Origin of the sequence: Teredinibacter purpureus, from assembly GCF_014217335.1 — a bacterium.
Lineage (GTDB): Bacteria > Pseudomonadota > Gammaproteobacteria > Pseudomonadales > Cellvibrionaceae > Teredinibacter > Teredinibacter purpureus.
The window spans coordinates 1791986-1806639 of record NZ_CP060092.1; the positions used below are offsets into that span (position 1 = coordinate 1791986).

Consider the following 14654-nt stretch of genomic DNA (forward strand, 5'->3'; position numbering starts at 1 on the left):
GCGACCGCATTAGCGGCCGCACGCTGGCGTTATTCGCTACGCGACCAAGCTTTGCGGAAGCGTACAGCGTCCATGACGCTCATGCTTTCCAGCATTGATCTTGGGCTTTGTTCCATCATGGTGGACGTCAGGTTTCGAACTTCACAGGTGTAACCGTCTTTCTCGGTTGATGTGAGTGTGGCCCCTTCGGGGTTGTCGACATCAATACCGTCTATACCGACACCGGTAATGTAGCGGAATAGATTTTGTGGCACACACTGCTGTGCATTTGGCAGAGTGGTAAGCACTTCGCCTAGGCCTTTAGAGCCTTGGAAGTCGAGCCAAACATCTTTGTCGTTGAGGTTCTCCGGCGCGTACAGCTGGCCAACGGCGTCAATGGTGTTGCCATTGAGGTCGGTGGTGCGCGGGTTACCAACGGCATCGAAGTCTTCCATACCGAAGCCCAGCGGGTTGATCCACTCTTTGTGACAAGCTTCACAATCTTCTGAGCCGGTAATAGCCGCGTACTTCATGCGGTTTGTTGTGGTTGGGTCATTAAGCAGGTCGGCATTTTCTTCCAGTGCTTGCTCACGGCCTAGCGCAATACCCGCAGGAGGCTCAGGCTGATCCAAACATAACATACGACGACGTACACGAACCGAACGACGAATAGGCGAACTTTCAACATCTTCTGCCCAGCGCGCCATAAACGCACCGTTCACAAGAATACCACCACGATCAGTTGTAGCGACTTGCTGGAAGTTGTTGCCTGAGACACCGTTAATGCCGTAATGCTGAGCAAGAGGGCCGTTAACGAAGGTGTAGTTTGCATCGTACAAAGAGGCAAACTGCTCTGCGTCATCAAGCATAACGTGCGCGAATACTTCGCGAACTTCCTGCTTCAAGTGTGGGATAAGATTATCAAACCCTGCCCACGTGGCATCGTCTTTCGGTGAACTTTCTAGGCGATCGGTATCAAGCCATAAGGCTACGAAATCACCCATCAATTCGTTTGCTGCATCAGTGCTTAAGAGGCGTTCGGCTTCAGCCATAATTTCAGTTTCAGAACGAAGCTGATTATTTTCGGCTTTCTGCCACAAAGTATCGTCTGGTGCTGAACCGGTGAAGGTATAGCTCAACCACGTTGCCATTTCATAAGACGTTAACTCGTAAGCGTCGTTATCAATGCCGTTGTTGGACGGGTTTTGCTCACCGATCTCGTGACGGTACAGGAATTGCGGAGACGATAGAGCTGCTTCAAGCGCCATCTGTATACCGGTCTTCACGTCGCCACTGGTTTCACTACCGTTCGCCATGTTCGAGTAGGTGCTAGTTTCAGCACTGTCTAATGAACGGCGGAACAGGCGTGGGAGGAGGTCGTCAACAAACTGATTTGCACACGTTTGATTGAAGTTTCCGCCACAGTTTAGAGCACCAGAGAAGTTGTTGTCGGACGCCCATTGAGCAACATCTTCAGCAACCGTCATATAGCTATCGTACGTGTTGTTAACCACGGACGAGTGCGTATTGTTGATGAAGTACCCGATGACCGTATCGGCTGCGAGACCAGTAGAAGCGTCGAAGTTAACGCCAACCAAGTCTTCAACTGTGTTTTGGTACTCGGTACGCGTCAATAGTTTTATCTGACGAGCGCCGTAGTTCACAGTACTGCTTTCACAGGCCAATGTTTCAGTGTTGCCCCAATAGGTTGTTTCGAGGAAATCGACAACCAAATCAGCACACTGCTGGCCACACGTTGAGGGGTTGTTCTGAGGCATTTCAGCAGCAATGTAAGCCGCCATCTCAGTTTTATCCTGTGCCGTGTTGAGTGAGATACCGATTGAGCCACCTGCCGCGTCGCTACCGTGACAGCTAGAACACTCGTTCGAGTACCACTGCTCACCTGTTAAGCTTTGTTCTGAGCTTGAGCTTGAACTAGAGCTGCTAGAAGAGGAGCTAGGCGTTGTGCCGCCGGGGCCACTACAGGTTGGGGTTTCCCAGTTACCGTCGTGTGTGCCTTGGAAGCCAAAGCTCGTGCTGCCACCGGCATTCAGGTTTCCGTTCCAACTAATGTTGGTGGCGGTTGCTGTGTTGCCACTCTCGGCTAAATCAACATTCCATGAACCGCTCACTTGTGGTGATTGGTTGAAGACAATATCGATTTCCCAGCTGCTGACTGAACTTGTGCCGTCGTTGTTAACGGTTACGTCAATCTGGTAGCCACTGCTCCAAATATTACTTTCGGAGACCGTACAGCTGATACCACCGTTGCTAGTAGACGAAGAGCTAGAGCTGCTAGAGACCGAGCTGCTAGAACTGCTGGAGACTGAACTGCTAGAGGAGGTGCTAGAAGAGCTTACTGAGCTACTGCTAGATGAGACGCTAGAACTGCTAGAAGACGAGGCTCCGCCGACGGGCTGCAGTTTATAAAGCTCACCACCGTAGTGCACAACATAGAGTTCGCCGCTATTGGACTGGCCAAAAGACGAAATATTGTAGTTGGTGTTGGCAAGTTCTTCACGGCTAGTGCTATTACCATTGTAGGTGAAAGCCCAGATACGACCGGTTTCATAGTCGCCCGCAATATACTGGCCATCGCGACCACCAATGTTGCTGCCGCGGTAAACGTAACCACCGGTGATAGAAGCACTGATACTGTGATCAAGCTCTGCAATCGGTTCTACGTATGGGCCACTGGTATTACAACTATTGGAGGTACGCTGGCTGCCTTCATAACAACGCCAGCCGTAGTTTCCGCCAGACTCGATAAGATCGATCTCTTCTAAGTCTTCCTGGCCTACGTCAGCCAACCATAACTCACCGGTTACGCTGTCGAACGTCCAGCGCCACGGGTTACGTAAACCGTAGGCGTAAACTTCATCTAGGCCGTCGCTACCCACAAATGGGTTGTCAGAAGGAATGCTATAAGGAGAGCCGTTAACCACGTCGATACGAATCATTGTGCCGAAGTAGTTGTTAAGGTTCTGGCTCGCATTTTGTGGGTCATTGGCAGAACCGCCATCACCAAACGCAGCGTAGAGGTAGCCGTCTGGACCAAACGCGATGTTGCCGCCGTTGTGGTTAGAGTAGGTTTGCTCGAAGCTGAAAATGTCTTGGCGAGAATTGGCGTTCAAGCTGCTGCCATTAGATGATTCCGTGTACTCAGCAATAACCGAGGTCATTGGGTCTGAGTTAGGGGTGGTCATCGAAATGTACACTTTACCGTTAGCCAAATAGTCTGGGTGGAAAGCCATACCCAACACACCACCTTCGTTATCGGTATCAACCACATTGGTTAAATCGATATAGGTATTCTTGGTGGAAGTGTTTTCGTTGTTGGCATCCATCCAGTAGATCATGCCGTCTTTTTCAAGTACAAACCAACGTGAGTTATCACCCGGTGCCTGCATCATGCCTAAAGGCGATTGGAACCACAGGTTGGGGTAAGCCCGTACAATTTCGACATCTTGCGGGGCAACACTGCTAGACGAAGAGCTAGAGCTGCTCGACGAACTGGACACGCTGCTGCTAGAGGAGGAACTCGATACGCTAGAACTACTTGAAGAAGAGCTAGAGCTGCTGACGTCACCGGAGGTTGAAATAACAAAACCGGCAATGGTTGCATTATCGGTAACGGTTTCCAATTCGATGGTTAAACCACCATCCGTTACGTCAATATCATCTACCTGATAGGTATAGGCGGTGTCTGAACCCACGAGCGAGTATAAATCGATGCTCGATAGTATCTGAGCGCCTTCGATTGTCACATTAAACTCACGGTCGCCTGCTGCTGTTTGATAGATCTCAGCAAACAAGAGTTCCACACTGTAGGTGCCGTTCGATACGGGCACTTCATAGGTGGTGTCGCCATAGCGCTCAGTAGAGAATACGGCATCGTCTGACGTTCCAGCAATATCGTCTGAGGTTGAGCTTTCAGTACCGCCAGTTGCGTAGGTATCGGCTTCTAGAGCAATACCGTTGTAGCTGGCGGCATTTCCGCCCGCGTTCACTGCGGCAACAACGCTAGGCGCTGAAGAGGATGAACTGCTTACTGATGAGCTGGAGCTGCTAACAGAAGAGCTAGAACTACTGACCGATGAACTTGAACTACTGACCGATGAACTTGAGCTACTACTAGAGCCATCGTTCGAGCCGCTAACCACATCGAGATCAACACTCCAAATACGCTGAGCACCTGTAATGTATAACGTCGAACCATCTGCACCACCGAAGGCGGCATTGGTGACATTGGCGTCAGCATTAATAGTGGCGATTTGGTTGCCGTTTGAATCGAAAACGGACACTTGCTGAGAGCTGTGTTCAGTAACGTAAAGGTTACCGTGACAATCCACGGCCATGCCGTCCGGGTTGTTCAACCCAGTGATTAAATCGTTACCCGCTTGTACTTGGCCGTTCACTATTGAATAGGCTCGTACACGGTAAGAATCACCACCGACGTAGAGTACATCTTCGTTAGGTGAAAGCGCGATACCGTTAGGGTTGTTCATGGAGTCTTCGATCAGGCTCACGGTGCCGTTCGTATCAACGCGGTATACACCGGTGATCGATTGGCCATCTGTTGTACCTTGCTGATAGTCAGGATCGGTAAAATAGAGGGTGCCGTCGCTTGCGCGAATAAGATCGTTTGGCGAGTTGAAGACACTACCATTATAGGTAGAGGCTACAGCCGTGCGATTTCCACTTGCTAGTTCATAACGTGATAGACCGCTAAATTTATGCGTGGCGGCAAGAATATCGCCGTTAGCATCAACGGTTAAGCCGTTACTGCCGCTGTCTGCAATTTGAGTGGTCATTACACCGTTGGCCGTCAGTTTCTGAATGCGCGAGGGGTAATTGGTCTCATAAGTGAAGTCAGAGAAGTAAAGTGAACCGTCTATCCATATAGGGCCTTCATACAGGCCGTCGGTGCTACGGGTTGAATTAGCACCTTGAATGCGAGTTGCGTTCAAGGTTCCTGAGGGCGCTACACCACAGCTAGCATTGGGTGTGGAGCTGCTGGAACTAGAGGAAACACTAGAGCTGCTGGAGCTAGAGGAAACGCTAGAACTGCTGGAGCTAGAGGAAACGCTAGAGCTGCTGGAGCTAGAGGAAACGCTAGAACTGCTGGAGCTAGACGAAACACTAGAGCTGCTGGAGCTAGAGGAGCTACTAGAGCCGCCAACTTCATTAGCATCACATGTGATGGGGTCGCTGGAGATTTCAATATCATCCATCCACACATCAGCGCTATTGCTGCTGAAACTGTGCCAACCGAACATTGTGAAGTTTAGCTTGCCGTCTAACCATTGGTTATCACCGCCAACGCCACCATTGTTCCAGTCATCGATAGAGTCGATAGAGTGAATCAATTCGTTGTTAACGTAGGCGTGGAGTTCGTGGTAAGCGCGATCGCCTGCCAACATTTCCACTACCACACAATTCCAAGAATCGGCTGGAATTTGTGGGCCGGTATACCAAAGGTCTTGAGTGGGCGCGATATCATCGCTAGGCACTTCGTTTGTTCCTAGGTGCCCTTTGATCTGACCAAAGCGAACCTCGTCATCGGCGCTGTTAGAGTTACCTTTAACACCAATAATATGCTCATGGTTATCGCCGGCTTCGTTACCCAAGCTTTTGCTCATGTAAACCATGGCTTTGAGGTAAACCTGATCCAAATTCTCAGGTAAAGCACGAACGATTTGAGCCGGTTCGGCGCCACCTTTAAAGTGAACCGATTGCGTGCCCGTAAACGCGCGAGAGTTATCAACCAATGCGTAAACGTTTTGGTTAATATTGTTGTTAGGGTTATTTTCTTGCCAAGCAACAAAGTTGTCCCAGTTAGCGGGCTGCTGATCGGCAGAATCGCTTTCGAAATCGTCCGAAAAGCTTACCGTGCCGCCAGGTGTACTGGAGCTACTGCTGGACGATACAGAGCTGCTCGAGGAGCTGCTGCTAGAGGATACCGAGCTGCTCGAGGATACGGAGCTAGACGTGCTGCTAGAAACAGAGCTAGAACTACTGCTAGATGAAACAGAGCTACTGCTAGACGATGAAGAGCTGCTAGAGGAACTAGCGGAGCCACAAATGTCGCCGTTTATAGTCGGTATTTCTGCATTACCGCTATTAGAGCCTTGAAAGCCAAATTCAATAGATGAATTGGGCTGGATATTACCGTTCCAAGCAATATTGCTCGCGGTATAAGGATTACTGCCAGAAAGGTCAACATTCCAAGAGCTAGTAATTGTTGTGCCGTCGGTATATTCCCAACTAATTTCCCAGCCGTTTATAGCGGATGAATCGTCGTTAGTAATACGAACATAACCAGTAAAGCCGGAATTCCATTCGTTTGAAACGCCGTATTCACATGTTGCTGCGTGTGATTGTGTTGCGGCGAGCAGTGGCGAAATGCACATTGCTGCTGCCAAGGTATACCTAATACATCGTTTAAATGGGATATTATTCATTATTAGCCCCCATGACTTTTTGTGAACAAAGGTCGCTCTGTACCTAACGAAATATAAAAAATTACGCTCTTATAGGCCCCGCTAGAAAAAAGCTCTGGCAGAATAAACACCTACCTTCTTAAAGTCTATTGGCTAGAAAGTGCTTTGATTTCAATCAAACAACATATGCTCAGGCCATTCATGGAAAAAGTAGTAAAACGACTAAAACATAAGTCTAAGGAATGAATACACTGGGGTTTTAATTTCTTTTTTCTATAAAAAATGTTTTTATAGATTTCTAAACGGTATAAGAATTAAGAGGTAAAACGCGACTTAATTAGTGCGCGTGTTAAGTGATTTTTGTAATTAAATTAAGGGGATACGTGAAAAAAACAAAACCCGTTATTAAGTACTAAGTAACGCTAGGGTCTAAATTACTTATAGTCACTTAGTGCCACTCTAAATAGCGTGGCACTTTATCCGTATGGCGCGATAATTATCCTGCCTGTGCGGTGACCAATTGAGTTCATTAGAGTGACCCGTTACCTACCTATATTATTCAGCCTGCAAAGATAGTGGCTTAGTGCTGGGGCAACTCATAGCAATACTCGAGTGGTTGAGAGGGGGGCGCTTAGTCTTTAACTCCTTGTTTATGAGGCCTGTAGAAAAGAGCCCCGTCAATTTAGGGCCTATCTTGCGTTCTTTGGTGTAGAGCCAGAGACCATCTCTTAGAGGCGCACATGCCTGACGATGTTATTCAGGAAGCTTTCGCCTAAGTTAGAAATAACGTATACCGTGTTTCGGGTAAGCACCGCCGCTAACGCACCGGATAATAGGTGATGTCTATGCGGTAAAGGTTTGAGATATTCAAGCTGAAAACCTTGCGTTGTATTGGGTGAAAAGTGTGAGTACACAGCAGGTAGGTGCGTTGTTATTTAACGTGCGAATGGTTGAGTGTTTTATCATTGCGAAATCGTGTTAGCAGTATGTTAGCGCCACTGTGCTTTGTGTCTACACTTAATGCGCATTGAGGTAATCACTAAGTGTTTTCTGTGGGCTTTAGTCGCTGACGATAAAAAAATAATAGACGTCAAATTCTCAATAGTAGGCTCAGGCCTTTTGAACTTTATTTACCCTATTGTCATTGCCTTAGTGGGTTATCTCGTACAGCTCATCACAATCAAACCACACGAGAAATTCATTATGAGATCGTTTTGTTCACCGCTTAAATCCCTGATGTCACGTTTAAAACAACCGTTACTTTCGCTGTTGTTCATTGCCTCACCGGTGTTGGCGCAAAGCTGGGAGCTAGTATGGTCAGATGAATTTTCCAGCGGCATTGGTGCCGACTGGGTCTTTGAGGAAGGAACGGGGTCAAGTGGTTGGGGGAATAACGAACTTCAATACTATCGACAAAACAATGCCAGCGTTGTGAATGGTGAGTTGGTTATTACCGCGCGTAGAGAGAGTTTTAACGGCTCCGACTACACCTCCGCACGCCTGAAAACTCAAAATCGCAAAAGCTTTCAATACGGCAAGATAGAAGCGCGTATTGCGGTTCCGTCAGCCAGTGGTTTATGGCCCGCATTCTGGATGCTGGGTAATAGTTTTGCCTCCGAAGGTTGGCCTCAGTGTGGTGAAATCGACATTATGGAGCACGTGAATGATGAGCAAAACATTCACGGGACAATTCACTGGCAAGATCATAACGACGAATATGCCAATTATGGTGGTTCGCAAAATTTGGATCCAACCCAGTTTCATGTGTACAGCATAGAGTGGGACGCGTCCCTAATTAAATGGTTTGTTGATGGTAACCAGTACCATGAAGCCAGTATCGCGAATGGTGTAAATGGGACAGATGAATTTCAGGGGGAATTCTTTTTGTTGTTAAATATGGCGGTAGGAGGCGACTGGCCAGGGTTTGATATTAATGAAGGGGCGCTACCCGCCCAAATGCGAGTGGATTACGTGCGCGTGTATCAGCAAGGCAATAGTGACGCGAGTAGTCGTTCGAGTAGCTCGACGAGTTCAAGTAGTGCGAGCAGTAACAGTTCCGCGACCGTATTTGAACGGGTTCTCGAAGCTGAAAATTATTCCGATATGAGTGGTGTGCAAATCGAAACAACGTCGGATACCGGCGGCGGTACTAACGTCGGGTGGATTGATGATGGAGACTGGTTGAGTTATGCCAACATTAATATTCCTGCGAACGGGCGCTACGAGATAACGTATCGTGTTGCGAGCCCCAATGGTGGACAGCTGTCATTGGATCAAAATGCCGGTGAAGTTGTGCTCGGTACTCACACAATCCCGGCCACAGGAGGATGGCAAAGTTGGGCGTCGGTCACCCGTGCGGTTGAGCTTAATGCGGGTACCTATGACTTTGGTGTGTATGCAGCGAGTGGCGGTTGGAATATTAATTGGTGGCGTATTGTTTCCCTAGGGGGGAGTGCTTCATCGTCCTCATCCAGTATTAGTTCGAGTGCCAGCAGTAGTGGTTCGAGTTCGTCCAGTAATAACGGGGGTGTTTGCAATTGGTGGGGTACCGAATTTCCATTATGTGTGACGATCGAAACAGGGTGGGGTTGGGAAAATAGTAAAAGTTGTATCTCACCGAGTACGTGCGAATCACAGTAAATAGAGGTAAACACGAGCGTTAAGTACAGCGAAGTTGCACTTACATTAATTTTTTACGCCACGAGTAAAGGGGTATAGCAAAAATGGGGCGGCGACGGTTCAGTGCGTAAAATTGCTATTTATTTGCGCATTTGAACACCTTTTTACGCCGTCGCCTTTTTTATTTGTGAGCACAATTCAGGTACACTTGGGGGTCAGCGTGGGGCGATGGGCTCAGCGAATGCTTTAGTTGGTTTTTACTAATACCGCACTAAATATTACTGAAAACCTACAACTTTACTCCTATAACATAGCGAATAATAAATGGAGATTTTTATGAAACACACTCTGCAGTATCTAGCGTTAGCGATGTCCGCTTGCATGTTTATGGCTTGTAGCCAGCAAGACGATCCTAATACTCGGCTTATAAAAAGCCAAGACATGCCAGTAGACGAGTTAATGGAGCGGTCGGGTGTTAATGCCCAAATTGTTCAGATTCCAGAAAAAGTACTGGCAGATGCAGAAGATCAGTTGCGTCGCGGTATTGTTGCTGTTGACGATATTCGAGCCATTCTAATTCAAACCTTTAACCCCAGTGACCTACGTACCGACGCGCGCGCCTACATGGCGGAAAATTTAGACGCAAATGAAGTCGAGTCGATCCTTGCGTGGTTAAACTCCGATATTGGCAAAAAGGTATCGGCGTTAGAAAAAGCGGGTAGGGTGAATGCAAAGCATCAAGATGTGATGGAGAGTTACCGTAAACTTAAGAAAAATAAACAGCGTTTAGAGCTTGTACATCAATTGGATGACGCAATGCAATCAACGGCGTCTTCTGTTGATATGGCTTTGGCCACACAGCGTTCTTTGCTAACGGCACTTATTCCCGGTATGCCCGAAACAAAGGTGATTACCGAAGATGAGATACGAGCCAAGATAGAAGAGATTCGCCCTAAAATGCTACCAAAATATAAGCGTATGGTAGAGGCCAGTTCGTTACACAGTTATCAGTCGTTAACCGATGGTGAAATGCAAGCGTATATTGCTTTTTCAAAATCTGAAGCGGCACAGCATTACTATCAAGTAATGTCAAAAAGCTTGCAGGCAGCCATTGTTGCCGCAGGCGGAAAAGCGGGTACCGCTATTGGCGACTTAGGAAAAAGCTAAATAATCTGTATTGCGATTGCATTGCAGGCATGAATAACACCGGCCTTTATGACGGTGGTGTTATTCATGTTGTTAGCCCCCTCTTTTAGCGTTTTCTTTTTTTCTTGGTGTATCTCCGTTTGAGTTGTTAACGAAAATCCCGCCTTCAGCCCCTAGAGCCATTGCTTATGCCGGCGCCAATAAATAATTGCGATGGCTAACGCCGTTAACGCGAACGGCAAACACAGTAATAATTGCACCGTCCAACCAAAACTAAATAGCACCCAGCCCGCCAATAAAGACACGATTGCCTGAACGCCAAAAATAGTAAAATCGTTAAAAGCTTGAGCTTTAAAACGTTCGTTATTCTGATACGTGTTAGGCAGCAGGCTGGTCCCGCTCACAAACAAAAAATTCCAGCCAATACCCAATAGCACTAGCGCCCACCAGTAATGAATGACTTCTTGGCCATTAGTGGCTATGGCAATAACGGCTAAATAGATAAGGCTGCCCAAAATAAGCAAAATACCGGCACCGTAATGTTTAATGATAAATCCGGTAACAAGAGAAGGTAGAAACATGGCGACAACATGGCTTTGAATAATCCATTTTGAATCGGCCATGGAGTGCCCGTCGTGCAAATGCATACTGATGGGGGTGGAGGTCATCAAAAATGCCATAACTGCATACCCCACTACAGACACAAGCATCGCCGTTAAAAATAGAGGCTGACGAACAATCGTCATAAGTGGTCGAGGCTTTCCCGTTGCGACCTCCGATGTAATGTCTGGGTTTTTAAAGCCGACAAAAAAGATAATGCCTCCGGCGATAACGAACAGCTCCATAATACCAAAAGCGATAACCTCCTTTGACAGCGCGAGTGGCGCGAATAGGGGCAGCTCGCTTACTGAGGATAATTCAGGCCCCAGCACACCCGCAACAATACCCGACATCATGAGTACTGACAGGGCAGGGCCTGTATTACGAGCGTCCTGTAAGCTTTCAATCGCAGCGAAACGAAATTGTTGATAGAAGCCCGTGCTGGCACCGACTAAAAATGTACCGGCAAGCAGCAAATAAAAATGTTGTAGCCAGGCCGAAACCGCGCACAGATTAATGCCCACAATGGAAATGACAATCCCAATAAACGATGCGTTTTTTCGGCCTATAAACCGCGCCAGCATGGCTGCCGGAATGGTCGCGCATGACAAGCCCACGATCGAGGTCGCCATGGGTAGGGTCGCAAGATCGGGAGACGGTGCTAGATGCGCGCCTAAAATACCGCCGATGAGAAAAAGTAAGGGCATAGCGCCCTGTAATAAGGCCATTGAAAAGGCTAAGACCCAAATGTTTTTAGGCAGAGATTGCAACGTAGTGAACATAAAAGCGCCGGTGAGTGGTAGAGCGATGAGCGTCGCAGGCCGTGGGTGCTTGCGCAAGTCAAACAAAGTACCATACCTTGGCGAGAGCGGTGTGAGAATCCTCGCTCGATGACGCTGCTATACTTTTTGCGCCTCCCGCTGCAGTTAAGGCCATTCGCGTTGACTTTTTGTTGACCCCTGTTGTTCGCATAATAGCGGTTGCTATAAACGCTCGTGGCACCCAGGCCACTAGTTTGCTCACCTTTTGACACGCTCTATAGGTCGTATCGAACGTGGATAAACATATATCGAATATCGGAGAGACCATGATAGAACTGAATGTTAATAATAAAACGCTTTCGTTGGACGCCGACCCTAATATGCCTTTGCTCTACGCTCTTCGCGATATTGCAGCATTAACGGGTACAAAATTTGGTTGCGGCGTGGGTCAGTGCGGTGCGTGCACGGTACATGTCGACGGCGTTCCAACGCGTGCGTGTTTAACGCCGTTATCAGCGGTTCTTTCCAATAAAATAACCACGATAGAAGGTTTGGCTAGTGAAACGGCGCTACACCCGCTCCAGCAAGCGTGGGTAGACAATAATGTTGCGCAATGTGGTTATTGCCAAAGTGGCCAACTCATGAGCGCCGCGGCATTGTTGGCGAGTAATAACGCGCCATCCGATACTGATATAGAAACGGCAATGCAGGGAAACATCTGCCGTTGTGGCACCTATCCACGTATTCGAAAAGCCATTAAACAAGCCGCCGTACAGATCCAGGAGGTGAAATAATGAGCACTATTAAACCGTTCAGCCGAAGGGCCTTCTTACAGGCAACAGGGCTTACAGGAGGAGCCTTCATTCTTGGTGCTGTGTTGCCGAGCTGTTCTCCAGAAAAGAGCCTGTCGGGTGCTGGCGCAGCACTTACCAATGTCTCAAAAGATAACGCGTTAGGCGTATTTGTTAGCCTTGATTCTGATGGGCAGGTCAACATCATTTGCCATCGAATGGAAATGGGGCAAGGCATCATGACCACAACGCCCCAAATGATAGCGGAAGAGCTAGAGGCTGATTGGAGTCGCGTTACCGTCACCTTAGCTAAGGCCGACACTAAATACGGTGGCCAAAGTACTGGCGGGTCCTCCTCAATACGTCATTTATTTGAATTTACGCGGCAAATGGGAGCAATAGCGAGGGATATGTTAGAGCAGGCGGCTGCCCAGGTGTGGGGAGTGGATAAAGCGGATGTAAAAGCAATAAAGCATACCGTCGTGCACACCGCTACAGGAAAGACCCTAACCTTTGGCGAACTCGCCGAAAGTGCAGCTACTCTGCCCGTGCCTAATGCAGAAGACGTAACACTCAAAAACCGAAAAGATTTTTCGCTTATCGGTCGCGATGTAAAACTGGTTGGTCAAGACAATATCGTACAAGGCAAAGCGGTTTATGCTCAAGATATTCAGCTGCCGGGTTTATTGATTGCTAGCATCGAGCGGCCACCGGTAGTGGGTGGAACGGTAAAATCATTTGATGCCACCGAAGCCAAAAAAGTTGCGGGCGTTGTAGAGGTTATTCGATTAAAAGATCGCGGTTTCCCCGTGAACACCAACCCTATGTCGGGCGTTGCGGTATTAGCGACAAATACATGGGCGGCAATAGAGGGCCGAAAAAAACTCACTGTTGAATGGACACTCGGCGAACATGCTATACATAACTCCGAAACGTATAAACAAGATTTAATTAAAAAAGTTAACGCCACCGGTGGTACCGTGGTTCGCGCCGAAGGCGATGTGTATCAGCATACGTTTGATCCTACTAAAACCGTAGAAGCCACCTACACCGTTCCTTATCATCATCATATGCCAATGGAAACACCTGCGGCCACCGTCATGTTTGATGGTGAAAAATGGCAGGTTTGGGCGGGCACTCAAACGCCTCAATGGGGTAAGAATCAAATACTGGAAGAGCTGGGTTTAAACCCTGAAACCGATAGTGACAAAGTTGAATTAAATACCACATTAATGGGCGGCTCGTTTGGTCGCAAAGGTAAAAATGATTTTGCCGTAGAAGCCGCCGAATTGGCGATGGCGAGCGGGCGACCGGTTAAGGTTATTTGGAGTAGGGAAGACGATGTTAAACATGGTTTTTACCATTCTATTGCGGCAAATTATTACAAAGCTGAGTTGACGGAAAATCTTAGTGCCGATTATTGGGTGCAACGTGTTGCACACCCACCTATCGATTGGCTCTTTAATCATGAGAAAAAACATACCGGCGGTTCTGGTTTAAGCCAAAGCTTTGCAGATCAACCCTTTGATATCGAACACATCAGTTGTGAAGTTGAAGATGTGGAAACGCATGTGCGAATTGGATGGTTGCGTTCCGTGCAGAATATTCACAACGCCTTTGCCATGGGCAGCTTTGTTGATGAGCTGGCCGCGAAAGCGGAGATAAGTACGCAGAAAATGTGGATGAACCTACTTGGTCGGGATCGAATTGTTGACCCGAGTAAAGAAGGGTTTGAGGGGTGGTCTAATTACGACCAAGGGCAAAAACCGGCCCATGCCATGCAAACCAGCCGTATGAAAAACGTGATTAACGAGGTGTGTGAAAAAGCAGGTGTAAACGAACCTTTAAGTGAAAATGAAGGTTGGGGCATAAGCTATGCGCATAGCTTTAATTCCTATGCCGCAGCAGCGACGAAAGTGCGCGTTGTCAATAATACGCTTGAAGTGTTGGAAATGCATACCGCAATTGATTGCGGTATTGTGATTACGCCAGACCGAGTTAAGTCACAGATGGAAGGCGCCATGATCATGGGGTTGAGCATGGCGTTATATAGTGAGATTACGGTGAAAGACGGCGTAATTGAGCAGAATAACTTCTATGATTACCCCGTTGCGCGAATACAGCAAGTGCCTAACTTGTTTGTTCATATTATAGCGTCGGATGATGCGCCGGGTGGTGTTGGCGAACCGGGTTTGCCTCCAGTAATGCCGAGCATAGTGAATGCTGTATTTCATGCAAGTGGTTTGCGCGTACGTGATTTGCCGATAAAAAATCACTTAAACGTATCCTAGCGATACGGACAGCTAATATTCAGA

6 protein-coding genes are annotated in these 14654 nt (G+C 47.8%); 4 read left to right on the top strand and 2 right to left on the bottom strand.

The genetic code is table 11. The annotated features are described in order from the left end of the window. Nucleotides 1–29 precede the first annotated feature (29 nt). Nucleotides 30–6443, bottom strand: coding sequence for a PQQ-dependent sugar dehydrogenase (locus H5647_RS22100; RefSeq protein ID WP_082086990.1), 6414 nt, complete (start codon nucleotides 6441–6443; stop codon nucleotides 30–32). Nucleotides 6444–7625: 1182 nt separating this feature from the next. Here H5647_RS22100 and H5647_RS07715 point away from each other — a divergent pair. Beyond that, nucleotides 7626–9062 carry a carbohydrate-binding protein gene (locus H5647_RS07715; RefSeq protein ID WP_082087165.1) on the top strand — a complete coding sequence of 479 codons (1437 nt, stop codon included), beginning with the start codon at nucleotides 7626–7628 and terminating at the stop codon, nucleotides 9060–9062. A gap of 315 nt (nucleotides 9063–9377) precedes the next feature. Next, nucleotides 9378–10208 (top strand): hypothetical protein, encoded by an 831-nt coding sequence (locus H5647_RS07720; RefSeq protein WP_052691932.1) that lies wholly within the window; start codon nucleotides 9378–9380, stop codon nucleotides 10206–10208. Nucleotides 10209–10360: 152 nt separating this feature from the next. Here the strand turns inward: H5647_RS07720 and H5647_RS07725 are convergent, their stop codons facing one another. After that, nucleotides 10361–11569: an MFS transporter gene (locus tag H5647_RS07725; RefSeq protein ID WP_045861206.1), complete on the bottom strand. Its 1209-nt coding sequence runs from the start codon at nucleotides 11567–11569 to the stop codon at nucleotides 10361–10363. A 305-nt stretch (nucleotides 11570–11874) separates the two neighbouring features. Here H5647_RS07725 and H5647_RS07730 point away from each other — a divergent pair, with 305 nt between their 5' ends. Beyond that, nucleotides 11875–12342, top strand: a complete 468-nt coding sequence (locus H5647_RS07730; protein WP_045857614.1) for a (2Fe-2S)-binding protein — start codon at nucleotides 11875–11877, stop codon at nucleotides 12340–12342. Continuing rightward, entirely contained in the window at nucleotides 12342–14630 is a 2289-nt protein-coding gene (locus H5647_RS07735; protein WP_045857616.1) for a xanthine dehydrogenase family protein molybdopterin-binding subunit, read from the top strand. The genes H5647_RS07730 and H5647_RS07735 overlap by 1 nt, the downstream gene beginning before the upstream one ends. The last annotated feature ends 24 nt before the right edge of the window (nucleotides 14631–14654 follow it).

Coding starts and splice junctions, on each gene's coding strand:
- H5647_RS22100 (WP_082086990.1), bottom strand. CDS start 6,443: ATGAATAATATCCCATTTAAACGATGTATTAGGTATACCTTGGCAGCA.
- H5647_RS07715 (WP_082087165.1), top strand. CDS start 7,626: ATGAGATCGTTTTGTTCACCGCTTAAATCCCTGATGTCACGTTTAAAA.
- H5647_RS07720 (WP_052691932.1), top strand. CDS start 9,378: ATGAAACACACTCTGCAGTATCTAGCGTTAGCGATGTCCGCTTGCATG.
- H5647_RS07725 (WP_045861206.1), bottom strand. CDS start 11,569: ATGTTCACTACGTTGCAATCTCTGCCTAAAAACATTTGGGTCTTAGCC.
- H5647_RS07730 (WP_045857614.1), top strand. CDS start 11,875: ATGATAGAACTGAATGTTAATAATAAAACGCTTTCGTTGGACGCCGAC.
- H5647_RS07735 (WP_045857616.1), top strand. CDS start 12,342: ATGAGCACTATTAAACCGTTCAGCCGAAGGGCCTTCTTACAGGCAACA.